Consider the following 23,882-nt stretch of genomic DNA (forward strand, 5'->3'; position numbering starts at 1 on the left):
AGACAGGTATTTTACATTAAGTGAAGTTTTATTTAACGACAATGTTTACCATCTTATTTCTAACAATAATAATCTTGATAATATCTTTACCGAAAATATGTTTCTTAATCGATTCATCGTCGAGTGCAATCTGCTCAAGGTCTTTTTCGAGAAGATCGTTTTCTACTTCCTTTTTTACTCTAACTTTTCCATTAACCGAGAAAGCGACGGTAATAAGAGAAGCTTTTGTGAGTAACTCATCGTATTCAGGCCACTTTTCGAAGGCAATAGAATTCTGACCACCAAGTCTTTGCCATAATTCTTCAGCAAGATGTGGCGCATAAGGAGACAGCAATAAAACGAATGTTTTGATAATATTTTTACTTATCTTATCGGCTTTATACAGTTCGTTTATAAAAATCATCATTTGTGCAATAGAAGTATTGAACTTCATATCGCCGTCCTCAATATCGTTTGTAACTTTCTTTATAGTGAAGTGCAGGAGTTTATTCATTTCAACAGCGGGACTCTCATCAATAATTTTAGTGTTTAACTCTCCTGTCTTTTCATCAATAATAAGTCTCCAAACTCTGCTTAAAAATCTGTGAATACCTGCTATGCCTTCATTACTCCAAGGTTTTGTCGCATCCAGCGGACCCATAAACATTTCGAAAAGTCTAACGGAATCAGCTCCATATTGATTAATCATATCATCGGGATTAATTACATTACCACGAGATTTACTCATCTTAACACCATCTTCGCCGAGAATCATACCCTGATTGTAGAGAGAACCAAAGGGTTCGGAGGTCGATACGTAACCAAGGTCAAAAAGGACTTTATGCCAAAATCTTGCATACAGGAGGTGAAGGACAGCATGCTCTGATCCGCCTATATAAAGGTCAACAGGCATCCAGTATTGCTCCTTTTCCTTATCGCAGAAAATTTCTTTATTATTCGGGTCTATGTATCTCAGGTAATACCAGCAGGAACCAGCCCATTGCGGCATAGTGTTAGTTTCTCTTTTAACTTTTTTACCGGACTGTTTATCTGTAATATGAACCCAATCTTCAATCAAAGACAAGGGAGATTCTCCAGTTTTGGTGGTAGTATAAGAATTAACATTGGGAAGAGTGACAGGCAGGTCTTCTTCATCAAGAGCTTTTATAGTATGATCGTCTAAATAAATAAGCGGGAAAGGTTCGCCCCAGAATCTTTGTCTTGAGAAGAGCCAGTCTCTGAGTCTATAATTAACATTTCTTCTGCCGATATTTTTATCTTCGAGCCACTTAATCATCTTTTCTTTGGCTTTTGAAGTTTTAAGTCCGGTAAGGAAACCAGAATTAATTGAATAACCATCTTCAGTATAACACAGCTTACCGTTTTTAACATCCTCAAGATATTGGGAGTACTCTGTTGATGGGCTGCTGATGAGCTTTTCGAGTCCCTTTCCGGAAATAATAATATCACCGCTTTCAGAAGAAATCTTTTTGAAAGCAACATTCTTAAACTTTTCGTTAGCAACAACAGGTATTATCTCAAGACCAAATTTAACAGCAAACTCACTATCCCTTTCATCGTGTCCGGGAACGCTCATTATAGCTCCTGTACCGTAACTCATGAGAACATAGTCTGAAATATAAATCGGTATTTCAATGTTGTTTGCAGGATTAACAGCAAAAGCACCCGTAAAGACTCCAGTTTTTTCCTTTGATAGTTCAGAACGTTCAAGGTCGGATTTTCTTGCGGCAGTCTGAATGTAGTCATCGACCTCGTCCCTTTTATCCGGAGTAGTAATATCATTGATAAGCGGATGCTCCGGTGCAAACACCATATAAGTAGCGCCGAAGAGAGTATCCGGTCGTGTAGTGAAAACTTCAATTTCTCTATAGCCATTCAAACTTTCACTTTTAACTTTAAACTTAATAACTGCCCCTTCGCTTTTACCAATCCAGTTAGTCTGGAGTTTTTTAATATTCTCAGGCCAGTTGAGGTTATTGAGATCATCAAGAAGTCTTTGAGCATATTTAGTAATACGGAGCTTCCATTGTTTCATTGCTTTGCGAACGACTGTGTAACCTTTCTCGAGTTGCTCCGGTACTTCTTCATTTGCAAGAACTGTACCGAGTTCAGGACACCAGTTAACAGGAGATTCGGAAATGTAAGCAAGTCTTTGAGAATCTATATAAATGTCTCTATCTTTGCCTTCAAGAGCAACAGGAATAGTAAGTTCAGAAATAGGTCTTGCTTTATTTTCCTGAGTATCAAAATAAGAGTTGAATAGTTTCAGGAACATCCATTGAGTCCATTTGTAGTAAGATTCATCGGTAGTATTTATTTCTCTGTCCCAGTCGTATGAAAAGCCGAGTGATTGAAGTTGAGACCGAAATCTAATAACGCATTCTTCAACACCTACACGAGGATGAACTTGTTTTTTAAGAGCAAATTGTTCCGCAGGTAATCCGAAAGCATCCCATCCCATCGGGTGAAGTACGTTAAAACCTTTCATGCGTTTGTAACGTGCAATGATATCCGTTGCAGTATAACCTTCCGGATGCCCAACGTGCAGACCGTCACCGCTTGGATAAGGGAGCATATCGAGGACATAGTACTTAGGTTTTGACTTGTCAATTTCATCTAATTCAGGAGTTCTAAAAACTTTATTTCGAACCCATAAGTCCTGCCATTTTTTCTCAATAAAAAGATGTTCGTATTTCATTATAATTGTTAAGCGTTATTTATTAAATAGAGACTGAAGTTCTTTAAGCGTGTTATCATCGGCTTTCGGACCGAGCATGGTGGAAAGATATCCCTGATACTTTTCGAAGAAAACATTTCCTTCGGGGTTAATGACTTTGAAATCTTTACCTAGACCATGCAGGGGATAAAGTTTTATATGAGCATGGTTTACGCCCATACCTTCCATAACGAGTGCCGTCCGCTGTACACCGAGTTTTTCATCAAGAATTTTACCAAGTTCTTTTGCAGCGAGCAGAAAACGAGAATATATTTTGTTTGGCATATCGAAAGTATAAGAATCGAAATGCTCTTTAGGTATTACGAGAGTCATTCCCTTAGTGTTAGGAAAAATATCAAAAATAGCAAAAAACTCTTCGTTTTCCCATATTTTATAAGAGGGGATTTCTCCCGATGAAATTTTGCAGAAAATGCAATCGTCTTTTTTCATATAATTTTGAATAATCTTAAATTTACGATTTTTAGCACCTAATTTCTATGAATTAATGCAGGCAGGTCCAATTAAAATAAAAACCGGTAATCTTATTAAGATTACCGGTTATTAGAAATAAATTATACTTTTTAAATGTTGATGAAACAACTATTTAACGAGCGTCATTTTTTTGACGCTGCTAAAATTTCCAGCGGAAATTTTATAGAAATATGTACCGGAATTTAGATTTGCGGCATTAAAGTTTACTTCATATACGCCGGTGTTTAATCTTTCGTTCACAAGTCTGCTGACTTCTCGTCCCAGGTTATCATAAATAATAAGACTTGTAAAGGATTCTTTTGGTATTGAAAAAGAAATCTTTGTGGAGGGATTAAACGGATTCGGAAAATTTTGCTTAAGGGTGAAACCATTCGGGACTTCGGTAGATATTTTTGTAATATCCACAGTCTGGCTTTTGGTTAATGTGACTAATTTACTGTGTATAGTACCTCCAATGGTGGTAATGGAACTGGTTGTTATCTGAAACAACGGGAATTTATTAGCACCACTATACCAACCATAAGTTGTAATAACTGATGTTGTAATATTACTAAAGATTCCGATTACTGTTGAGTCAACTATTGTTTGAACTGTTTTTACTCGAAGTGCATTGCTAAAAGTTCCTGTAGGAAGTGAAATTGTGCCGTATGCATCTCCATTAACACTTATATTTCCTCTTCTGTAAGTAGTAATACCAGAAGTTGTGAATTGTGACTGAAAATCATCAGAAAAAGTTGAGTTATAGGTGAAAGGAAATTGCATAACAACTTCCGGGTTTGAATTAACGACTACTGATGATGAATTTCCGACTCCGTGATTTATCAATTGCGCTGATGATGAAGAAAAATAAGTATAAGAAGAGGCAGACTGCTGGTACTGAGCCATGGTAGCCGATGGAAAAGAGGCTGCGTATGGAGTGCTCAACGGAGAAACATAATCAAGAACTGTTGAATCACTTGCAACATTAATGAAAGTGAAACTCCAATTTTGATTAGCACCCGAGGAACCGGGTGTTACATTGTTAGTATCAACATTGCTGTAAGCAAACCGGTCACCAACAACAGGGCTGTAAGAAGAAGATACAGTTATTTGGGCTACTGTATTTATTCCGGAAAATGCTAAAAGAAAAAATAAAATTGTAATTGTTCTCATTTTTTTATCCCCTTTAAATTAATAAATTTTGACAATATAACAAAAATATCTTAATTATGTTCTGAAAAAGGAAGATAAATTGAGTGTGAATTATAAAGAAATTAAATACCAGAATTATTCATTATTAAATAGGCGGATAATTATATAAATACAAGTTTCTTACAGTTATGCAGCACACGATTCTATAAAAAAGCTGCTGTTTGACAAATTTGTCATTTTAAAATGCTGAAATTTAAAGACCAATTAGAGACTAATTATAGACCAATTTAAGACAAATCAGGAATTGAGAGGTTGTGACGGATTTGTCAGGAAATATTTGCAGAAAATAAAATGGGATGTATTTGCAGGATGAGCGCTATTAATAGCAGTTAATAACGTCTGTATTTCTTAACAATTTGAAAAATATAGCAGTTGGCATATTATTAACTATGATTCTACTATTATTCAGCATTCAAGAAGAAAAAGGAGGTAATTTCTCAGTTTCGTCTCAACTTTACAAAAATATTTTTATTTTATCAATTTGAATTTTTTCTGAAGAATTTTTTCTGATGAGTTTACATTAAAAGCGTCAATTACTTCGCATGAGACAAAGAACTCTGTTACTTTTCTTTCTTTGTGCTGGAAGTCGCGTGACCTTTTCATAAGGTACAACTTCTGTGAAACTTCAACTTTTGAGGACTTAACGAGAATGAGTCCGTTTTTTTGTTTATCAAGGTTTTTGATTTTTCCGATTCCACGATCAACATCAAAAACAAACGAGACAGAATTATCTGTAAAGTAGGTTAATACTGTATCAGTAGAAGAATCCTGAGATATATAGTCAATCTGGTATGAGAATACAGGGAAAAGAAAGTATTTAGATTTCAGATTCCCTGCTGAATGGGAAGGGCTTGATTTTTTGATTGTAGAAAAATCAGTGATTGCATTGTACTTTTTTGAATAATCGATCAGGACTTCATTAAAAGAAGAATCTGATGTAAGAGTATCTTCATGTGAAACCGTATCTAAGGCTGATTTCAGTGAATCGAGTGCGGACTGCATCTGTTCGTCTTGTTCATCATTACAAGACGAAAGAAGTATCAAAGAAAGTATAAAAACACTAATATTTAAAAAGAAACGCTTCATGCTCTTTAAGCCATTTTTTTGCATTACTGTATTCGGGGCAGAGCTCTGCGACTTTCTGCCAGAATTTTGCTGAGTGATTCATCTCGTATAAGTGCGAGAGTTCATGAATAATAAGATAATCCTGAACATGAATCGGGCAAAGAATTAGCCGCCAGTTAAATGAAAGATTTTTTCCGGAGGAACAAGTACCCCATTTAGTTTTCTGGTCGCGAATAAAAAGTCTGTTAAATTCAAATTTGTTTTTGCTTGCTATTTCTGCAACCCTTTGTTTTATGTATTTATTCGCGATGTGTTTATACCATATAGTCAATAGTTCATGGTTATTTACCAAATCATGACCTGATTTAATTTTCTTGATATTTCCGTATGTCATGACCCTATTCTTCAATGCCGGGTCGTTTTCAAAAACATAAGCTTCGCCAAAGAGAAGGATTTCATCGGAAGAAAGTTGTATGGATTTAGAATTGTGCTTTAAGCGGTTTACAGTTTTCAGAATCCAGATTTTTTTATCCTGTATTAAATTATCAATTTTATTAATGGGATAATTAAGAGGAATAATTGCAGTTATATTAAGGTCATTGCTAACCCTTATACGTGCATTCTTTACATTCCTGCGAATAATGCTGTATTTTAATAGATTTTCCAGTAATTATAAAAATTTTTTAAAAATAGTTAAATAATTTTCCAAATTCTTACCCAATCGTAATATAATACAGATGCGAAAGGCTAATCGATTATACTTAAAGAAATTTAAGTATCTAATCAAAACCCTAGACCCTTCACCAGCCCTGCTGCCCGGCAGGGTCTGGTGTCATTTTTACATTTCAGAAAAAGTTTAAAGGAAGTATTTTTACAGTAAATAAAATCTACTTATTATGAAAGTAACAATAATTTTTCTTGCCGCAATTTTTATTGGCGTGATGGTAATTTCTTTTAGTATGAAGAAGACCCAAATAAATGACAAACCTATGATACCTGCAGAAAAGATAAAACTGCTGCCTGCTGAAACGACAGGCGGAATGCCGCTTATGGAAGCACTTAAGAAGCGTCATTCAGAAAGAACATTTTCTTCCAGAAAACTTGATGACCAGACGCTTTCAAATCTGATGTGGGCTTCATACGGAATAAGCAGGGAGGAGAGCGGAAAGCGGACTGCTCCTACTGCAAACAATACACAAGCGATGGATGTATATGTAATATTTGAATCGGGTGCTTATAAATACATTGCGGAAGATCATTCACTGGAGCTTGTTGCAGGGAAAGACCTACGAACTTTAGCAGGTAAACAGGACTTCGTATATACTGCTCCCGTGAACCTTGTATATGTAGCTGATTATTCAAAGCTGAAAAATGATTCAAATAAAGAAATGTATTCGGGTGCTCATGCAGGCTTTATTGGTGAAAATGTTTATTTATTTTGTGCCTCGGCTGGGATGAATACAGTTATAAGAGCGTGGGTTGACAGAGAACCGCTTGAAAAAGAACTTAAACTGAATGAAAACCAGAAAATAATTCTAGCGCAGACAGTTGGGTATGGGGAATAGGAAACGGTACACGGAAAGAGGCGAGGTTTATGTTGACAAATGATAACCTTCTGGCTATAGTCTTTTTAAATTTTAAGATAGGATAAGAATAAGTATATTTAATGCTTTATTAAATTAAGAGAAAGAATTGAAATTAGATGCATTGTTTGTAGCGAGTCATCCCGATGATATTGAAATAACAGCGGGGGGTACGGCTATAAAGTTGATAAATGAGGGTAAGAAGGTAGGGATAGTTGACCTGACGCGCGGCGAGCTTAGCACGCGCGGCAACTTAATGACAAGGAAGAAAGAGACTGAAGCAGCGTCGAAGGTGATGGGTATACACTACAGGACAAACCTGAAAATGGAAGACGGTAACATTGCAAACACGAAAGCCAACAGGGAAAAACTGATACAAGTAATACGTGAGACAAAGCCTTCAATTATGTTTGCTCCTTATCCGTCAGACAGGCATACTGACCACATAAATGCGAGTAATTTTATCAGAGAGAGCGCATTCCTTTCAGGGCTAACAAAAATTAAAACAGGGAAGCTGAATGCGTACAGACCGCAAAGAGTTTTTTATTACAGGCATGCTTATGATTTTCCTATTACATTTATAGTGGATATAAGCGGTACTTTTAAACAGAAGATGAAAGCGATTGAGTGCTATTCGACGCAGTTCTACAAATCAATGAGTACCTCTGCGGATGAACCGGAAACATACATAAGTACAAGTCTTTTCTGGAAGGACCTTGAGGCACGAGCAAGATTCTTCGGGTTTAAAATAGGTGCTGAATTCGGGGAACCGTTTTATTGTTATGATACTATAAGAGTATCGGCAAATAATTTATTAGAAGTATAATCATGGATATTACGAAGAAGAAAGTATTAGTTTTTGACCTTGAAGTCGCACCGTATGATTTCGAAACACATTACGATGAGGAGACAAAAGAATACTTAACTAAATTTGCGACAAATGATGAGGAAAAGGCAAAAGCGATTGAAGGATTAGTGTTTACACCTTTTACTTCGCGGATAGTAGCAATAGGCATGCTTGATTACAACAAGAAAGAGGGTGCAGTACTGGTAAATGCCCCAAAGGAAAAAACTCTTGACTCAACTTCAAAGCTTGAAGCAGAGAGAATGCTGAGTTTCAATTCAGGTTATGTAGAAGGTACGGATGAAAATCCTTACTCTGAAAGCAAACTTGAAAAGCTTACTTATCTTTGCGGGAACGAGAAAGAAATAATTGACCTTTTCTGGAGAAAAATAAGAACCGAAGGGTATAATCTTTTTGTAACGTTCAACGGCAGAGAGTTTGATTGTCCGTTTATTATGCTAAGAACATTTATGATGAAATCAAAACCTTCATATAATTTAATGAGCGGAACAGATTTCAATATAAAGGGTTATCACATTGACCTTATGAAAGAGCTTACGTTCAACAAACACTCTCCAACGGGTGCGAGAAGGAAATTCACGCTTGATTTTTACTGCAAGCAGCTCGGGATTCCGAGCCCGAAAGCAGATGGAGTGAAGGGCGACATGGTGAAAGGCTTGTATGAAAAAGAAGAATATCAGACGATAGCAGATTACTGTTTCGGCGATGTAGTTGCTACAGGAAATCTGTTTAATCTATGGAACAAATATTTAGATTTTTAAAATTAAAGTAAATTAAACACAGGAGATAAAGTAAATGAAACCGAATCAAATGCAGGGAATGCTTAAACAGGTAAAGAAAATGCAGGATAGAATGGAACAGATACAAGCTGAACTTGAAAACAAGATAATCACAGAAGAATCAGGCGGCGGTATGGTAAAAGTAACAATAAACGGCAAGAGCGTCATACAAAAAATCGAAATTGAAAAGGAAGTGCTTGAATCAGAAGATAAAGATATGCTTGAAGACCTTCTGATAGCCGCATGCAACAAGGCATTCGAGTCATCGCAGAAGCTTTCGAATGAAGAAATGTCAAAAGCAACGGCAGGGATGATTCCAAACATACCCGGACTTAACCTCGGATTTTAAAATGCTGAATATATCCGACACTCTTGAAACTCTAGTAACCGAGCTGACTAAACTACCATCAATAGGACGCAAAACTGCACAGAGGCTTGCGATGTTTCTGGTAAAACAGCCGCGTGAAGAAGTTACAAAACTTGCAGAGTCTTTAATCGAAATCAAGAATAAGTTGAAATTCTGTTCTGTCTGCTGTAATATTACAGAGGATGTAGTATGCAAGATATGCACATCAGAGAAAAGGTTAAAGACCGCTATATGCGTAGTGGAAGAACCTCAAGATGTCTATGCGATTGAAAAGACGAATGAGTACAAAGGTCTCTATCATGTTCTACATGGAAGAATATCGCCGTTAGACGGAATAGGTCCGAATGATATCAGAATAAAAGAACTGCTTTACAGACTGGAAGACGATTCATCAAACAAAATTTCCGAAATCATACTCGCGTTGAATCCCACCGTAGAAGGGGAGACGACGATACTTTATCTCAGCAAGATAATAAGACCTCTTGGTATGAAGATAAGCCGTATAGCAAGGGGGATTCCAATAGGTTCGGACATAGAGTTGACGGACCAGGTAACGCTTGCAAAAGCAATAGAAGGAAGGGTTACGATATCTTGAACACCGCATCAAAGGAAAAGAGCTGGTATGAAAAGTGGTTTTCAAATAAGTATTATCTTGAAATATACAAACACAGAGATGAAAAAGAAGCTAGGGATATAATAAATCTTTTTCAAAGAAGTGTTCATCTGCCTTCCGAGGCAAAGGTACTGGATGTCTGTTGCGGAGCAGGAAGACACTCGATAGAGCTCGCAAGAAGAGGGTATGACGTAACAGGGTTTGACCTATCGGAATACCTTATATCTCAGGCGAGAGAAGGTTTAACTGCAGCTGACGAGAAAGGTCTAAAGGTTGAGTTTCTTATCAGAGATATGAAAGACTTTTCTTTTGATAAAGAATTTGATGCGGCAATAAACATATTTACAAGCTTTGGATACTTTGAGACCGATGAAGACAACTTTAAAGTTTTCGACAATGTGGGAAAGTCGTTGAAGAGCGGCGGTCACTTTGTATTTGATTTTATAAATGCTGATAATCTCCGAAAAACTCTTGTTGCAAGTTCGGAGGATGAGTTCGACGGTGAGAAAGTTTTACAGAAAAGATACATTGAGAACAATTTTGTCTATAAGGATATCTACATAGGAAGCGAAAAATATACAGAAAGATTGAAACTTTACACAAAAGAGAAACTTAAAAAAGCTTTAATGAATGCAGGTTTTGAACCTTTAAGAATATTTGGAGATTATTATGGAAACGGTTTTGAAAATGAAGAATCTAAGAGAATAATATTTATTAGTAAGGTTAAATGAAGATATTTTCAATAATAATATTATTGTATGCTGCAGCTTCAATTTATTCATGCGGATTGCGTGATGCGGAAACTCCCGTAACATCAAGGACTACTTTCATACCACCAACATCTCCCGACCTTGTAATGGTAAATCTTCAGTACTCGGTAATAGAGAAGGATATAAACAATTACATGCAGTGTTTTGTTGATACAAATTACAGTCCGAGGCGTTACACTTACTCGCCCGATGTAGGTTCTCAGATACAGTATCCGATATTTCAGTTCTGGAAGATTGCTAATGAGAAAACATATTACACAAGTTTAATGAGTCTTACAGACGTAAATTCTACATCCAACCTATTCTTTTCAAACACAACACTCAATTCTTTTGCAGACACAGCGTTTTTTGATGCAGACTATCTGTTGAGGGTTGACCATCAGAAAACAAACGTAGCAAAGAATTTAAAAGGTAAGATAAGGCTGATTCTTTCTGCCGATTCGAGAAATCTATGGTCGATACACAGATGGATTGATATAAAAAGCGATAATGCTGATACTACATGGAGTGTGTTAAGGGCAAACTTCAGTAATTGATTAGAACAATAGGATGATTTTTAAATAGAATACAAATTTACACTGATTTAACGGATGACACTGATAGTGCTGAAGACATGGACATATATTATTCCAGATTATGAGCAAAAGATATGCACACAGATTTTTTAGAAAGAATATGATTTTCACTGATTTTAAAATCAGGATGACTGGAGTTTTAAAATACCGACATTTTGATTGAATATATTTGTATTTAATTGTAAATTTTAGAAAAAGCAAAATGACATATTTATTTAAAAAAGCGATTAAGAAAACGATTGTATTGCTTGATGTCGAACAGGATAATATAACACAAGTTATTTTAGATGATATTGAGGACAAAAGGAAGTTGAATTTGCAGTTTAAAAATTCTCAGGATAATCTTTCAGTATTGGCAGATATGGCAATAAAAGATTATAAAGCTGGAAAAACAAATGAACTAAATGTTTTTTAATAATTTTCTTCAATGCGCAAATATCTTATAATACCTTTGATTGTCATGTTTACGGTGATTGCATCGTGTGACAACATATTTGCTCCGAAGCTTGATGATTCGGGTTCGTCAAGTATTATATCCGACCAGATGACTATTGACGGAGTATACACGAACTTCAAATATGCTTATACATTCAAGGATACATCAGTTTATTCAGGATTACTGACAGACGATTTTATTTTTACATACAGAGATTATGAAACAGGTTTTGACGTATCCTGGGATAAGCCAACAGAGATGAGGACTACAAGCAGGTTGTTCCAGAATTCACAAAAGACTGATATCATCTGGAACAACATAACAACTTTTATAGGGGATAGTCTTAACGTTAATGTTAAAAGGGGTTTTAATCTTACAGTAACTTTCAATCCAAGCAATGTAGTCAGACTTTTCGGATTTGCGGACATGAATTTTACTAGGCCCGATGCGAGTTCGCCATGGAAGATAAAGAAGTGGCGGGATGAAAGTTTTTAAAACAGCTAAGAAATTAAAAGACCAATATTACTAAATACAAATTTCAAATGAAGATAGTAAAACTTGCAATAATATTTTTGCTTATATCCGGTTTAGGTTATACACAGAAAGTAAGAAGAATTGATTTTGAGGCAGGGGGGTTTGTACTCGCCCAAATTCCGACTAAAGACGGGTTGACTGTGTATGCAAGAACAGATATTGGAGGTATGTACAAGAAAAAGGGAAACGAAGAATGGAAGTTTATAAGTGAATTTGCAGTAACGCCTGCGGGATTAATGGTGCAAAGCATAGATATTAATCCCTATAACCAAAGTGAAATAGCGGCTGCATGCGGGATGGACTATCTTCCTGACGACAGAAGCCGTGGTGTCTGGATAAGCAAGGATGAGGGTGAAACATGGAAACAGGTTTTAGGTCCTGCGACAGGTGATTTGAACGTGAATTTCGGCGGCAATGTGTTTAATGTAAAGATTGGAGGACCGTGTTTGAGATATCATCCGACAATTCGAGGCAGAATGTTTGCGGGAACGCTTGCAGACCCTAACACCGGTAAGCCGTATATTTACATGAGCAATTCGAACGGCGATGCATATTCATGGAACCTGATAAACAATAATAGCGGAATAATCGGAAATGTTACTTGCATACAAGTTCATCCGGAATTTCCTGATGAGGTTTGGGTCGGCACTGACAAAGGATTATGGAGAACGCTTGACAACGGGATTACGTGGTCTTACCAGCTTTTTTCAGACCATATTAACAATGTTTATCAGATGCTGATGAAGAAAGACAGGAACGGCAAACTTATGGTTATTGTCACAACTGGGAAGATGTTCAGAATAGAAAATGACCTGAACAACATTACGGATATCGGAGCTAATTTTGGAGAATACTCAGGTTATGAAAGTGAGTTTATAGGATTAAACTTTGTGAATTTTGATGAAAATATAATCGAAGCGAGCCAGATGGGAAATCCATCAAGGGTAACGACAGATGACGGCAACACATGGAAATTACGGAATGAATATATTCTTGAAAAAGATTATAATCCGAAACACACACTTTCAACTCAGGATAAAATTTATTCCTCAAACATAATTTCATTTCAGAATCCCGTTAATAATAATGTCTGGTATGTTAGCGGAGGTTCAGGTCCGTTTATTACTACTAATAACGGCAGGACATGGCGATTTAACGGAACGGGTATTAGTATGACAGTTGTATATGATGTTTCATTCTCGCCGAACGGTGATATTTACATTCCTATTTCGGACTGGGGTATGGGTAAAACAAGCGATGCGGAACTTCCTGATATAAAAGACTATTCTCGAAAGTACACGTTAAGTCCTCCTCCGCCTGAGAATAACGGTGATTCTTATTTGCCGAATGTATGCCGTGTATTAGTATCACCTTTAAACTCTGACAGAATTTATTTAATCGGCGGGAGTGTTTTTACTTATTATCCTGTGATTGCAAAATCTGAAAACAGAGGCGAGCCGAATACTTACCAGATAATGACTCCCGAGGGTTTGCTTGCATATCCGAATTTTGGTCCGGGTTTTGATGCAATAATTTCAGACGGTGAAATAACTACTGATGGAACGAACGACCACCTTATATTAATCATTGGCGGCGGTCAGAATAAGAAAAGAATTTACGATGAAAACTCTCCCGAGGTTTACTGGTATGGTGTTTACTACAGTTCGAACGGAGGAGTTAGTTTTGAGAAGTCAGAATTTGTAGATAATTCATACACGATTTACAAGAACTCAGTTATGGGCGGATTGTTCAGCCCTGTGGATTATTTAGAAGTTGACCCTGTCGATAAATCGAGGGTTTACCTTTATCTTGAAGGCGGGAATGAAAACGGCGTTAAAGCCGGAGGGTTATTCATCAGTAGTGATTACGGAAAGACATTTTCATTTAAAAACTACATAGTTGAAGAGCCTGATTTTGATTACAGAAACAAAGGTGCTATAGATATTGACCCTATGGGCACTGGAACTCTATGGGCGGCGATCGAAAACTACGGATTGTTTAAATCGACCGACAGAGGAGAGAACTTTACAAAGCTGAATGGTTTTGAATCAGTGACTACGGTTGACAGCAAAGGAAATCAGGTTGTGCTTTTTGGAAGAAAGCTTGAAGATTCGTACAATAAAATATATTTATCTCAAGACGGCGGCAATACGTTTGAGCAAGTGTACCTCAGCGGTTATGGGGTTATACCAACTGTAAGGAAGCTTGATTTAAGGGAGAACAAGGAAAATGAACTCTGGATATCAACCGGCGGTCAGGGAGTTTTTATCTATAATTTTTAGTGTTGTAAAAAGCCCTTCCATTTAACAAGAAGGGCTTTGTACAACTTACTAATTGAAATAATATCTGATGCCGACGGCAGCGTTCATGCTGAAATCCGAAGACGGAGTCAAATCGAGCAAAGGAACAACTTCCACAAAAACATCAATCGGAACGGTTGATGGTTCATAAACAATTCCAAAAGGTACTCTGATTCCAAAACGTGAATCGTTCTCACCTTTGTTGGTATTGTTAGTTTTAATTCTGCCCCCGACACCTAAGTAAAACGGAACTTCCCGGCTTAGTCGTGCAACATTTTGAAGATAGTCTGCATGAATATGTAAGGAGCCGTATTTTGCGAACGACCATCCAAGCGCACCATCAATCGCATTATCTCCTGAGATTTTATATTTCATCGAAAGCCCGGTGGGTTCACCCACCATGATTCCCAGTCCGAATTTCCCCTGTGCGTATGATGCTGAAGCGGTTAAGAGCACTGTAAACACCAATATTGATATTAACTTCATAATTAATTTTTTATTTATTATAATTAAACTTTATAGTAAAAATTATCTGTAATTCTTAATAACTCAAATCCGAGATGTAATAGCGCTCGTACTTATTCAGTTTTTTAATCACATAATCCACGAGGTCTGAAATTTTCTCGTCAGTAAGCTCGCCTTTGGATTTTGACTTAAATTCGTTTGTAAGGTTTTCCTTTGTTGTTAATGTGATAAGGTCTTCTTCATTCCATTTTGTGTTTATATTTCCCGGATTGGAGTAGTTGTAGAAATCATTGTACAGCTCAACGAAGAGCCCTTTCTCATCCCTGTCTATTGTGTATGTCTTGTATATAATCCTGACGGGGAATTTATCAATTTCTTCAAAATTATAAATCATGCTTTTCTTACTGTCAATCCATGAAGTTAGGTCTTTTGATTTTACGACACGTTTAAGAATGAATTCTTTCATCTTTGCAATGTTATCATTATCATTCCTGACGCAGCCATGTGAAAGATGTCTCTTTTCGGCAGTAAGAAGGTGGTTCTTGTTTGTGCCGTGAAAGTATCTTAATGAATTCTCATCGTAATGAACGACGAAAAGTCCCAGCGGATTGCCCGGTCCCGGTGGTGTTGCAGGGAGATGTTCTTTTCCTTTTGCAGGGTCTTTGTAAGTCGGGTAGTTCCGGATTCTGTATGCCTGAAATCTGCCTGTATAAGTTTTGTCAGATGCAGTTCCGACGACATTATTCCAGGTATCAACGTATGAAGTATCGTTACCATCAATAAGAAATATATGCGAGCGGTATTCGGGAATGTTAAGCTCCCAGAGAATCTTCATCGTATCGCGAAGATACTTTTCAGGAACAAAGTAATTAACTCTGAAATAAACTCCGCCTCCTGCCTCTACGGGTTTTTCAACCTGTTCAATACTTCTTTTATCCGTTATCTTGCTTACGATGTCATCCGTAATCAAAGAAAAATGCTCGGTCAGAAAGTCTGATAAAGATTTATCCGCAGCATCAATACTTTCAGCTTCAATGTTTAATGTGTCTATGGATTGTGCACTCAATAACGAGGCTGAAACAAAGAATAAAGAAATCAGAAAAAGGCTTAGTTTTTTCATTTAAATAATAAATTATAAAATGTTTAATCTTAAATATATAAAACAAAATTTTTGCGATATTGTTTCATAAAAATCCAATAACTGTGAAGAAAATTTTCACAGTCGAAAAAGTTTTTTAAGGAAATTGTGTGTTTACAGAGTCTTTATTATTTTAACGAGTATCTTGTTAAGTTCAGTGTGAGCATATCTTCTGTTATTCTGTTCTTCCTTTCTCTTTTCATCAACAGTACGTTTGTCTTCGAGCATTCTGTCTGCTATTAGGTCTCTGGTAATAAGACCAATCGCAGCAAATTTAATACCTGAATGCACTGATGTAATATTTTCAGGAGCGAGAGCATATCCAAGAATGTCAGAGCCGATATCCCTGTAGAATCTGGTCTCAGCTTCTGTTTCGGTCTGGGGACCGATAATACTCAGATAAACAGATTCATTAATTTTAACTTTATTTTCCTGGAAAATCTTGTAAATTCTTTCAAACAACTTGGTGTCATAAGCATTACTCATGTCAGGGAACCGGATTCCAAGCTCTTCGTCATTTTCTCCAATAAGAGGATTATCGCCCATCAGGTTTATATGGTCATAAATCAAAGCAAGCTCTCCGCACTCAAATCGCGGATTAAGATTTCCGACCTCATCGATAGAAAGAATCTTTTCGATACCAAGGAAACTCATAATGTATATTATATGACCGATATCCCTCATCGAATAACCTTCGTAGAAAAAGAATCTACCCTTAAAGATGAGAATATCGCGTGACCCTGCTTTAGCAAACAAGAGCTTTCCATTATTCTCCCTGTCAACATTTTCGAATTTCGGAGGTATAGCTTTGTATTCAAGTTTTTTTAGAACATTAATACCGTATGGAAGAGTATAATTATCATCGATAATTAAAGCAGATTTTGGCTTAAGTTTTGCGGGAATATTCTGCTTAATGTACTTTACGGATTCGAGAATTCTTTTTCTTTGTTCTGTCATATTTCTTATAATTCGATTAATAGTTTTTTAATTAAGTTAACGAGTTTTGGTTCAGCGATAGCTGCCGATTCAATAATATGTTCGAGTTTTGCAACCTTCAGTGTGTCAGGAAATCCGAGGTCAGTAATTATGGAAAGACCGAGAGTTCTCATTCCGAGTTCTCTTGCCACTATTGCCTCAGGAATAGTTGACATACCGACAGTATCAGCACCAATCTTCTGCATAAGCCTGTATTCAGCCCGTGTTTCAAGGTTAGGTCCCTGAACAGACACGTAGCTTCCTTTCTTAATACTAATATTATTCTTAAGAGCAACGCGCTCGGCGAGTTCAATAAGCTCCTTGTCGTATATGTAATTTGCTTTGCCGTTTTCCCATACATTTTTCCTGACAGGCGATGCAAAGTGCATGTTAATATGTGAAGTCATTATCATCAAATCTGCTTTATTCAGTTTGTTGTTTACAGCTCCGCATGCATTTGATATGATAATTGTTTTGACCCCTGCCTGCTTGAAAACATACACAGGAAATGTTATGAGGTCGTGATTGTAGCCTTCATAAAAATGAAACCTTCCCGACATGGCAATGATATTTTTGCCTGATAATTTTCCAAGTATCAGTTTTCCCGAGTGAGATTCAACGGTTGACACCGGGAAGCCCGGTATATTTCTGTAGTCAATCGTTTGCTCAATATCTATAAACTTTACGAGCCCTCCAAGTCCGGTGCCGAGAATTATTCCGATACCGTAATGATTGTCGTTAATTTCATTTATGAATTCGTAAGCCTTTTCGTGTTTATTATTCATTTTTTATTTCTTTATCTCAAAACTGTCGTCGAATGAATCGGGTCTATCGTTCTTTTGCGAAGACAGAGTAATTTTCTTGAGTGGTTTAATATCGGTCTCAATATCAATATCTGAATCATCTGAATTAAAATTCAGGTTAGACACAGAAGAAAGGTCCATAGTAATAATTTTTCTGTTCTTAAAAAATTCATCCAGCTCGTTAAGTTTGTCAGTCAGAAAGTTTCTTAATTCGTCGAAAGTTTTTTCATTTTTCAGCTTTATACTTTCGAGCTCGTGTTTTTTTGCGAGAATCTCATCTTCAAGGTTTTGTTTTACGTTTCTTGCGTTGAGTTCTGCCTCGCGTATAATTAGTTCCGATTTTCTTTTTGCATTCTCGACAATTTGTTCACCAAGGTCCTGCGACTTAATAATAGCCCTCTGCAAGTTAAGTTCATTTTCCTTGTAGATATCGATATCCTGAAGAAGAGATTTTATCTTGTCAGCCTGATTTCTATTCTCAACGATTAATTTTTCATAATGATTACTAACCGTTTCGAGAAAAGCATCCACTTCGTCCGTATCGTAACCTCTAAGGGACTTTTTGAAGTCTCTTTTCTTAATGTCTTTTGAAGAAATAATCATAATAATATAAGTTTAGTTTTTTATTTTAATTCAAATAATTTCTGGAACCGAAAATTGCGCTTCCGATTCTCAGCATATTTGCTCCTTCTTCAATAGCTATTCGGTAATCCGAAGTCATGCCCATCGAAAGATATTCAAAAGTACTGAAAGTTACCCTTAAGTCAATGTAAAGATTTCTCAGAATGCTGAAATTTTTTCTTATTATTTTCTCGTTATCAGTAAACATCCCGATTGTCATCAGACCTTTAAGTCTGACATTTTCTAGTTTACATATATCCTCGCAGAGATTTTTAGTATCATAAGGCTCTATTCCTGATTTCTGGTCTTCGTTGCTTGTGTTGACCTGAATCAGTACATCTATAACCCTGTTGTTTCTTTTTGCATGTTCATCTATAACTTGAGCAAGTTTAAAGCTGTCAACGGAATGTATAAGGTGTACAAAATCCGCAATATACTTTACCTTATTAGACTGCAAATGACCGACTAGGTGCCATTTTATATTTTTATCTTTTAAGTTATCGTATTTTGATTTTAATTCTTGGACCTTGTTTTCTCCGAAATCAAGATGACCAATGCCATTGATATATTCGATATCACGTTCGGGAAATGTTTTGCTTACTGCAACAAGCGTAATATCATTAAAATTTCTTCCGTATTCTTCGCATACGTTCTTAATGCCATTAATTAAATCGACGTAGTTATCTTTCAGGTAGTTTTTATCCATAACTTTAAAAAATATGCTTAATATACATAAAATTCAATATTATAGTATATACCCCGATATCTTTCTGATATTTTGTCAAATATTCTATACATTACGCGCTTCGTGCTTTTTTCTTTTCATTTAACATTTCCTATTCTGATAAAAATATTTACATTTGCAGAATGATTTTATATAAATTTAAGATACATTATGACAGAAAGCACAGCTGTTAAAAACCAACCCTCTGCATTTATTCGATGGCTTGCACTGATATTAATCAGCCTTGCCATGTTCGGAAACTACTATATTTATGACAGCATAAGTCCTCTTGCCGACCTGCTGAAAGAACAGCTCGGTTTTTCGGACTCAAATATCGGACTGCTGAATGCGATATACAGTTTCCCCAATATTATAATGGTATTAATAGGCGGATTTATAATTGACAGAATCGGTACAAGAAAATCCGTTTTTATTTTTACTGTTCTTATTATGATAGGTGCGGTTGTGACAGCGGTAAAAGGCGACCTGGTGACGATGGCATCGGGAAGGCTTATATTCGGGCTCGGTGCGGAATCCATGATAGTAGCAATTACAACTATCGTTGCACGCTGGTTTAAGGGGAAGGAGCTTTCTTTTGCTTTTGGAATAAACCTGACCGTTGCGAGACTGGGATCGTTCCTTGCGCTAAATTCTCCGACCATTGCCCGTTCATTCTTTGACAACTGGCAGAAACCACTGCTCATTACGGTTGCAGCAGGGATATTTGCGGTGATATGCATAATCTTTTATTACGTGCTTGATGTTTACGCAACGAAGAAATACGAAATGCCTAAGGACGGCTCGCAGGATAAGATTGAATTTAAAGAAGTATTTAAGTTTGGTGTCTCATTCTGGTACATAACAGCGTTATGCGTTACTTTCTATTCTGCAATGTTTCCATTCCAAACATTTGCTATAAAGTTCTTTCAGGAAGCTCACGGAACAACAAGAGAAGTAGGCGGAAATCTTTCAAGCATACTTACACTTGCTGCAATGATATTTACACCGCTGTTCGGACTGCTTTCAGATAAGATTGGGAAAAGGTCATTGCTGATGATGCTCGGATCTCTTGCAATTATTCCTGTTTACTTAATTATGGCTTATAAGATTGACCTTGCATCTGCAATCGGGCTGCAGGGTGGTATTCACGTAAATATTCCTTTCTTTGGAATTGAAGATTCGATTATCCCTTTTTATCTGATATTTCCGATGGCTATGATGGGATTTGCTTTTTCGTTAATACCCGCAGTGATGTGGCCATCCGTCGCTCTTGTTGTTAAAGAGGAAAAACTCGGGACGGCCTATGGACTTATGACCATGATACAGAATATTGGTCTGTTCCTCTTTAATATTATGATTGGCTGGGCAAATGATTTTTCAGGTGCGAGCGCTGATAATCCAACCGGATACAGACTCGGTATGTGGATTTTTTCTATTCTCGGATTTTTCGGATTATTCTTTGCGTTCATGCTCAGGAGGAATGAGATGGGACCGAATGCACACGGGCTTGAACTCAGTGCAAAAGAAAAAGCAGCTAAACTTTAGAAATTGAATTTATAAAATAATTTATGGATAATACTCAGAGACTTAAACACCCGGGAGGGCTGTACCTGCTGTTCTTTACTGAGATGTGGGAACGTTTCAGCTTTTACGGTATGCAGGCAGTGTTTTATCTTTACATGATTCAGGCATTGAGTTTTGATAAGACGTTCGCTGACCTTATATACGGAAACTATACGGGTATGGTTTACATAACCGCACTAATTGGAGGATTTGTTTCTGACAGGTATTTTGGAAATCGAAAATCAATCATTACGGGCGGTGCTTTAATGGCATTAGGACAGTTCGTACTCTTTACAAGCGGTATGCTGTACGCGGATAAATCAATGGCTTCGGGTCTGCTGTATGCAGGGCTTGTTCTTTTATGTCTGGGAAACGGATTCTTCAAGCCGAATATTTCATCAATGGTAGGACAGCTTTATCCCGAAGATGATAAAAGAATTGACAGCGCCTTCACGATTTTTTATATGGGTATAAATCTTGGGGGATTGCTTGCACCGATAATCTGCGGTTTCCTTGGAAATACAGGGAATATAGCCGATTTCAAGTGGGGCTATTTTGCGGCAGGTATCGGAATGATTTTAAGTCTTGTTATTTTTATTCCATTGAAAAATAAATATGTTGTCAAACCCGATGGTACACCCGTAGGAGATATACCACCGGCAAAACTCAAATCGGAAAAAACAGATAAATCGGGCGTAAGCAAAAAACAAATGGTAATCAATCTGACTGTTTTTGTAGTCTTATTTGTTGTGTTTAAGTTTTTATTGGATTATGATACGATTGGCTCGTTTATTTATTCAACTTTCTTCACGGCACCTCTTTCAATAATAATGGACAGGAGTCTGACGAAAATAGAAAAGCAGAAAATTGTGGCAATGTTCATTCTTATTGTGTTCACAATGGTATTCTGGATTTCGTTCGGACAAATTGGCTCCTCATTAACTTACTTCGCGGATAATCAGGTTGACCGTTCATTATTCGGCTGGACTCTGCCGCCCTCTGTCCTGCAGGCTTTCGGACCGTTATTCATAGTTTTGTTTGCACCGCTCATGGCAATTGTTTGGACGTTTCTATCAAAGTCAAATAAAGAACCCAGCATTCCTTTTAAACTCGCTCTTGGATTGTTGCTTATGGCACTTTCTTATTTAATCCTTGCAATATCGGTTAATGTTCTCGCACCGGGTGTGAAAGTAAGCCTGCTCTGGCTGATAATAATGTATTTTGTATTAACGATAGGAGAACTTTCATTATCGCCGATTGGTCTTTCAATGATTGTAAAACTTGCACCGATAAGGTTCGGCTCTGTTCTTATGGCTGTGTGGTTTTTATCGCTCGGAACATCGTTCAAGCTTTCGGGAGTGCTTAGTGCTTTCTTTCCTACAGAAAATCATAAACCTGTTTTACTCGGATTATTTCCTATAAACACAACGGTTGATTTCTTTTACATATTTGTCGGGCTCGCAGGTATAAGTGCTTTGATTCTGTTTGCCCTCGTGAAACCAATGCTGAAAATAATGCATGGCGTCAGGTAGATAGAATTATTTTAGTTTATTCTATAGGTTGTCATCCCCGAATGTTTTTATCGGGGATCTTCTCTTCCCTGCATCCCCATTCCTGCTCCTCACTACAAAGTATAATCCTATCATCGCCGCTACAAATCCCCATACAAAAGTCGCTCTGAATCCCGATAATAAAACTGCGGGCTCTACTCCGCTCTGTATGGGATTTTTCTCAGGAACAAAGTAGGAAAAGACTGCACCAAAAATCACAACTCCAAGCGCCGAACCTAGTCTTATTGAAGTTGTCATAAAACTTGATACAATCCCTTTCTGCTCTGCGGGAGCTGATGTCATTATCTTGTTTGTGTTTGAAGGTATAAAGAAACCTATTGCAAATCCGTAGAAGGAAAGTATTAAAATAATTATTATTACTTCAGTTTCCGGCGATATGTATAAATATAGTAAAAGTGAGGCTGCTATTGAAGCAATACCGATTATCCTGACTATTCCGGAATTAATTTTATCGGAAAAATGTCCCGATAGATATCCCGAAAAAAACTGAAGCAGCGATGGTACCGCCATCAGTAAACCCGTTTCCTGTTTTGGGAATTCCTTTACCCATAGCAGCAGAAACGGAGTGATGTAAATCATTCCATTTGTGATTATATAAACAAAAACAAAAGAAAGTACTGAAAAGGATACGTTTCTGTCTTTAAGTATATTCAGGTTTAGCAGCGGATAACTAATCCTATTCTGCCGGTAAACGAATGAAGTAATTAATATAACCGCAGCAATAAACAATGATATTGTTGTAAACGAAGTCCAGCCGAAGTAGTCGCCTGTATTAATGCCGTACAGCAGGGAAAATAGTCCGAGGAAAATAATAATAGTCCCCGCCGCGTCGAATTTTGATTTGGTTTCTGAATTATAAAAATTATCAAGATACCTGAAAGTCATTACAAGAGCAATTATTCCGATAGGTATGTTAATAAGAAATATTGAATTCCAGCCGAGACCTTCTATTATAAAACCGCTTGCAGCCCTGCCGATTATTCCGCCTAATGCCGTGAACGAATAGTTAATTCCGTAAACTCTTCCTCGCTTATCCTCTGGAATTTCTGCGGCTATGATAGCAGGGGTCAGTGCAAAAAGAACTGCGCTCCCGAATGCCTGATAAACCCTGAATACTACAAGAAGGTTGAAGTCATTCGCTAAATAACACAGAAAGCTTCCGCTCAGAAAAATGATAATTCCCGCTATATAGATTTTCTTAAATCCTTTTATATCGCCAAGCCTGCCAAATGCAAGTAGAAAACAGGTCAGCACTAAAAAATATACCCACACGACCCGCGAAACCACCCCTGCATCAACATTAAAGTGTGTTGATATCGAAGGCAGCGAAACGCTGACTATGTTAATATCAAGCCCTAAAAGAAAATGTATAAGGCATAGATTTATTATTAATGCTATGTGTTTTCTCATTCCTGTAAAAATATATTAAGATGCCCGAGATTTAAAGGGAAAAGAAATAGAATTTAATATTGATGTTTCTCTTAATTAAAATTAATTTTAACATTAGATGTTAATTCTGTGTTGTAATTATTAAAAAAACAATTTCTCACTAAGTCCAACTTAATGTTTTGTAAATCACCCTCAGCAAACAAAATCCCTAATTAACATCCACCCCTCCTAATTATCACTTTTTTATGTATGCCTGCGATATGCCTGCGATATGCCTGCGATATACCTGCGTTATAGCATAATACCCGTAGAATGCTAAAGTAACCTCGCTTTCCCTCCCAAATCAC

At 36.9% G+C, this 23,882-nt stretch carries 24 protein-coding genes; 12 read left to right on the forward strand and 12 right to left on the reverse strand.

Annotation, left to right across the window (positions count from 1 at the left end):
- Positions 1 to 28: 28 nt before the first annotated feature.
- The 5 genes from leuS to WC644_08145 form a co-directional block, all read right to left on the reverse strand.
- Complete coding sequence (gene leuS / locus WC644_08125) at positions 29 to 2,698, reverse strand: leucine--tRNA ligase (GenBank protein MFA5011912.1); 2,670 nt, start codon at positions 2,696 to 2,698, stop codon at positions 29 to 31.
- Positions 2,699 to 2,713: 15 nt separating this feature from the next.
- Positions 2,714 to 3,166, reverse strand: coding sequence for an HIT family protein (locus WC644_08130; protein ID MFA5011913.1), 453 nt, complete (start codon positions 3,164 to 3,166; stop codon positions 2,714 to 2,716).
- A 150-nt stretch (positions 3,167 to 3,316) separates the two neighbouring features.
- On the reverse strand, positions 3,317 to 4,360 hold the full coding sequence (locus WC644_08135; GenBank protein ID MFA5011914.1) for a T9SS type A sorting domain-containing protein: 1,044 nt from the start codon (positions 4,358 to 4,360) through the stop codon (positions 3,317 to 3,319).
- A 507-nt stretch (positions 4,361 to 4,867) separates the two neighbouring features.
- Positions 4,868 to 5,485: a hypothetical protein gene (locus WC644_08140; protein MFA5011915.1), complete on the reverse strand. Its 618-nt coding sequence runs from the start codon at positions 5,483 to 5,485 to the stop codon at positions 4,868 to 4,870.
- Positions 5,460 to 6,131, reverse strand: a complete 672-nt coding sequence (locus WC644_08145; GenBank protein ID MFA5011916.1) for a SprT family zinc-dependent metalloprotease — start codon at positions 6,129 to 6,131, stop codon at positions 5,460 to 5,462. The genes WC644_08140 and WC644_08145 overlap by 26 nt, the downstream gene beginning before the upstream one ends.
- 229 nt (positions 6,132 to 6,360) lie before the next feature.
- Here WC644_08145 and WC644_08150 point away from each other — a divergent pair, with 229 nt between their 5' ends.
- From WC644_08150 to WC644_08195, 10 genes are all read left to right on the forward strand, one after another.
- Positions 6,361 to 7,029 carry a SagB/ThcOx family dehydrogenase gene (locus WC644_08150; GenBank protein MFA5011917.1) on the forward strand — a complete coding sequence of 223 codons (669 nt, stop codon included), beginning with the start codon at positions 6,361 to 6,363 and terminating at the stop codon, positions 7,027 to 7,029.
- 127 nt (positions 7,030 to 7,156) lie between these two features.
- Positions 7,157 to 7,873 (forward strand): bacillithiol biosynthesis deacetylase BshB1, encoded by a 717-nt coding sequence (gene bshB1 / locus WC644_08155; protein ID MFA5011918.1) that lies wholly within the window; start codon positions 7,157 to 7,159, stop codon positions 7,871 to 7,873.
- 2 nt (positions 7,874 to 7,875) lie between these two features.
- On the forward strand, positions 7,876 to 8,673 hold the full coding sequence (locus WC644_08160) for a ribonuclease H-like domain-containing protein (protein MFA5011919.1): 798 nt from the start codon (positions 7,876 to 7,878) through the stop codon (positions 8,671 to 8,673).
- Between the two features lie 34 nt (positions 8,674 to 8,707).
- On the forward strand, positions 8,708 to 9,040 hold the full coding sequence (locus WC644_08165; GenBank protein MFA5011920.1) for a YbaB/EbfC family nucleoid-associated protein: 333 nt from the start codon (positions 8,708 to 8,710) through the stop codon (positions 9,038 to 9,040).
- 1 nt (position 9,041) lies between these two features.
- Positions 9,042 to 9,653 carry a recombination mediator RecR gene (recR, locus tag WC644_08170; GenBank protein MFA5011921.1) on the forward strand — a complete coding sequence of 204 codons (612 nt, stop codon included), beginning with the start codon at positions 9,042 to 9,044 and terminating at the stop codon, positions 9,651 to 9,653.
- On the forward strand, positions 9,650 to 10,402 hold the full coding sequence (locus tag WC644_08175) for a class I SAM-dependent methyltransferase (protein ID MFA5011922.1): 753 nt from the start codon (positions 9,650 to 9,652) through the stop codon (positions 10,400 to 10,402). Before recR ends, WC644_08175 begins: the two co-directional genes overlap by 4 nt.
- A complete protein-coding gene (locus WC644_08180) occupies positions 10,399 to 10,977 on the forward strand; it encodes a hypothetical protein (GenBank protein MFA5011923.1) in 579 nt (192 codons plus the stop codon). The genes WC644_08175 and WC644_08180 overlap by 4 nt, the downstream gene beginning before the upstream one ends.
- A gap of 241 nt (positions 10,978 to 11,218) precedes the next feature.
- Complete coding sequence (locus WC644_08185) at positions 11,219 to 11,431, forward strand: hypothetical protein (GenBank protein ID MFA5011924.1); 213 nt, start codon at positions 11,219 to 11,221, stop codon at positions 11,429 to 11,431.
- A 12-nt stretch (positions 11,432 to 11,443) separates the two neighbouring features.
- Positions 11,444 to 11,947: a hypothetical protein gene (locus WC644_08190; GenBank protein MFA5011925.1), complete on the forward strand. Its 504-nt coding sequence runs from the start codon at positions 11,444 to 11,446 to the stop codon at positions 11,945 to 11,947.
- 47 nt (positions 11,948 to 11,994) lie between these two features.
- Positions 11,995 to 14,268: a hypothetical protein gene (locus tag WC644_08195; protein MFA5011926.1), complete on the forward strand. Its 2,274-nt coding sequence runs from the start codon at positions 11,995 to 11,997 to the stop codon at positions 14,266 to 14,268.
- Positions 14,269 to 14,316: 48 nt separating this feature from the next.
- Here the strand turns inward: WC644_08195 and WC644_08200 are convergent, their stop codons facing one another.
- The 6 genes from WC644_08200 to WC644_08225 form a co-directional block, all read right to left on the reverse strand.
- Positions 14,317 to 14,772 carry a DUF3996 domain-containing protein gene (locus WC644_08200; GenBank protein ID MFA5011927.1) on the reverse strand — a complete coding sequence of 152 codons (456 nt, stop codon included), beginning with the start codon at positions 14,770 to 14,772 and terminating at the stop codon, positions 14,317 to 14,319.
- A gap of 55 nt (positions 14,773 to 14,827) precedes the next feature.
- On the reverse strand, positions 14,828 to 15,871 hold the full coding sequence (locus WC644_08205; protein MFA5011928.1) for a L,D-transpeptidase: 1,044 nt from the start codon (positions 15,869 to 15,871) through the stop codon (positions 14,828 to 14,830).
- Positions 15,872 to 16,003: 132 nt separating this feature from the next.
- Positions 16,004 to 16,846, reverse strand: coding sequence for a purine-nucleoside phosphorylase (locus WC644_08210; GenBank protein MFA5011929.1), 843 nt, complete (start codon positions 16,844 to 16,846; stop codon positions 16,004 to 16,006).
- Positions 16,847 to 16,851: 5 nt separating this feature from the next.
- Entirely contained in the window at positions 16,852 to 17,649 is a 798-nt protein-coding gene (locus tag WC644_08215; protein MFA5011930.1) for a purine-nucleoside phosphorylase, read from the reverse strand.
- 3 nt (positions 17,650 to 17,652) lie between these two features.
- A complete protein-coding gene (locus tag WC644_08220) occupies positions 17,653 to 18,270 on the reverse strand; it encodes a DivIVA domain-containing protein (GenBank protein ID MFA5011931.1) in 618 nt (205 codons plus the stop codon).
- Positions 18,271 to 18,295: 25 nt separating this feature from the next.
- The gene (locus tag WC644_08225; protein MFA5011932.1) at positions 18,296 to 18,994 is read right to left on the reverse strand and encodes a YggS family pyridoxal phosphate-dependent enzyme; all 699 of its coding nucleotides are present in this window, start codon (positions 18,992 to 18,994) and stop codon (positions 18,296 to 18,298) included.
- Positions 18,995 to 19,183: 189 nt separating this feature from the next.
- Here WC644_08225 and WC644_08230 point away from each other — a divergent pair, with 189 nt between their 5' ends.
- A complete protein-coding gene (locus WC644_08230; GenBank protein ID MFA5011933.1) occupies positions 19,184 to 20,557 on the forward strand; it encodes an MFS transporter in 1,374 nt (457 codons plus the stop codon).
- A 23-nt stretch (positions 20,558 to 20,580) separates the two neighbouring features.
- The gene (locus tag WC644_08235) at positions 20,581 to 22,107 is read left to right on the forward strand and encodes a peptide MFS transporter (protein ID MFA5011934.1); all 1,527 of its coding nucleotides are present in this window, start codon (positions 20,581 to 20,583) and stop codon (positions 22,105 to 22,107) included.
- Positions 22,108 to 22,128: 21 nt separating this feature from the next.
- Here the strand turns inward: WC644_08235 and WC644_08240 are convergent, their stop codons facing one another.
- A complete protein-coding gene (locus tag WC644_08240) occupies positions 22,129 to 23,556 on the reverse strand; it encodes an MFS transporter (protein ID MFA5011935.1) in 1,428 nt (475 codons plus the stop codon).
- Between the last annotated feature and the right edge of the window lie 326 nt (positions 23,557 to 23,882).

The organism is Ignavibacteria bacterium, from assembly GCA_041649015.1.
Taxonomy (GTDB): Bacteria; Bacteroidota; Ignavibacteria; order Tepidaquicellales; family Tepidaquicellaceae; genus CAIKZJ01.

Bases quoted from the DNA above. Each gene is read 5' to 3' on its own strand.
- leuS (MFA5011912.1), bottom strand. From the start codon at position 2,698: ATGAAATACGAACATCTTTTTATTGAGAAAAAATGGCAGGACTTATGG.
- WC644_08130 (MFA5011913.1), bottom strand. From the start codon at position 3,166: ATGAAAAAAGACGATTGCATTTTCTGCAAAATTTCATCGGGAGAAATC.
- WC644_08135 (MFA5011914.1), bottom strand. From the start codon at position 4,360: ATGAGAACAATTACAATTTTATTTTTTCTTTTAGCATTTTCCGGAATA.
- WC644_08140 (MFA5011915.1), bottom strand. From the start codon at position 5,485: ATGAAGCGTTTCTTTTTAAATATTAGTGTTTTTATACTTTCTTTGATA.
- WC644_08150 (MFA5011917.1), top strand. From the start codon at position 6,361: ATGAAAGTAACAATAATTTTTCTTGCCGCAATTTTTATTGGCGTGATG.
- WC644_08160 (MFA5011919.1), top strand. From the start codon at position 7,876: ATGGATATTACGAAGAAGAAAGTATTAGTTTTTGACCTTGAAGTCGCA.
- WC644_08165 (MFA5011920.1), top strand. From the start codon at position 8,708: ATGAAACCGAATCAAATGCAGGGAATGCTTAAACAGGTAAAGAAAATG.
- recR (MFA5011921.1), top strand. From the start codon at position 9,042: ATGCTGAATATATCCGACACTCTTGAAACTCTAGTAACCGAGCTGACT.
- WC644_08180 (MFA5011923.1), top strand. From the start codon at position 10,399: ATGAAGATATTTTCAATAATAATATTATTGTATGCTGCAGCTTCAATT.
- WC644_08185 (MFA5011924.1), top strand. From the start codon at position 11,219: ATGACATATTTATTTAAAAAAGCGATTAAGAAAACGATTGTATTGCTT.
- WC644_08190 (MFA5011925.1), top strand. From the start codon at position 11,444: ATGCGCAAATATCTTATAATACCTTTGATTGTCATGTTTACGGTGATT.
- WC644_08195 (MFA5011926.1), top strand. From the start codon at position 11,995: ATGAAGATAGTAAAACTTGCAATAATATTTTTGCTTATATCCGGTTTA.
- WC644_08200 (MFA5011927.1), bottom strand. From the start codon at position 14,772: ATGAAGTTAATATCAATATTGGTGTTTACAGTGCTCTTAACCGCTTCA.
- WC644_08205 (MFA5011928.1), bottom strand. From the start codon at position 15,871: ATGAAAAAACTAAGCCTTTTTCTGATTTCTTTATTCTTTGTTTCAGCC.
- WC644_08210 (MFA5011929.1), bottom strand. From the start codon at position 16,846: ATGACAGAACAAAGAAAAAGAATTCTCGAATCCGTAAAGTACATTAAG.
- WC644_08215 (MFA5011930.1), bottom strand. From the start codon at position 17,649: ATGAATAATAAACACGAAAAGGCTTACGAATTCATAAATGAAATTAAC.
- WC644_08220 (MFA5011931.1), bottom strand. From the start codon at position 18,270: ATGATTATTTCTTCAAAAGACATTAAGAAAAGAGACTTCAAAAAGTCC.
- WC644_08225 (MFA5011932.1), bottom strand. From the start codon at position 18,994: ATGGATAAAAACTACCTGAAAGATAACTACGTCGATTTAATTAATGGC.
- WC644_08230 (MFA5011933.1), top strand. From the start codon at position 19,184: ATGACAGAAAGCACAGCTGTTAAAAACCAACCCTCTGCATTTATTCGA.
- WC644_08235 (MFA5011934.1), top strand. From the start codon at position 20,581: ATGGATAATACTCAGAGACTTAAACACCCGGGAGGGCTGTACCTGCTG.
- WC644_08240 (MFA5011935.1), bottom strand. From the start codon at position 23,556: ATGAGAAAACACATAGCATTAATAATAAATCTATGCCTTATACATTTT.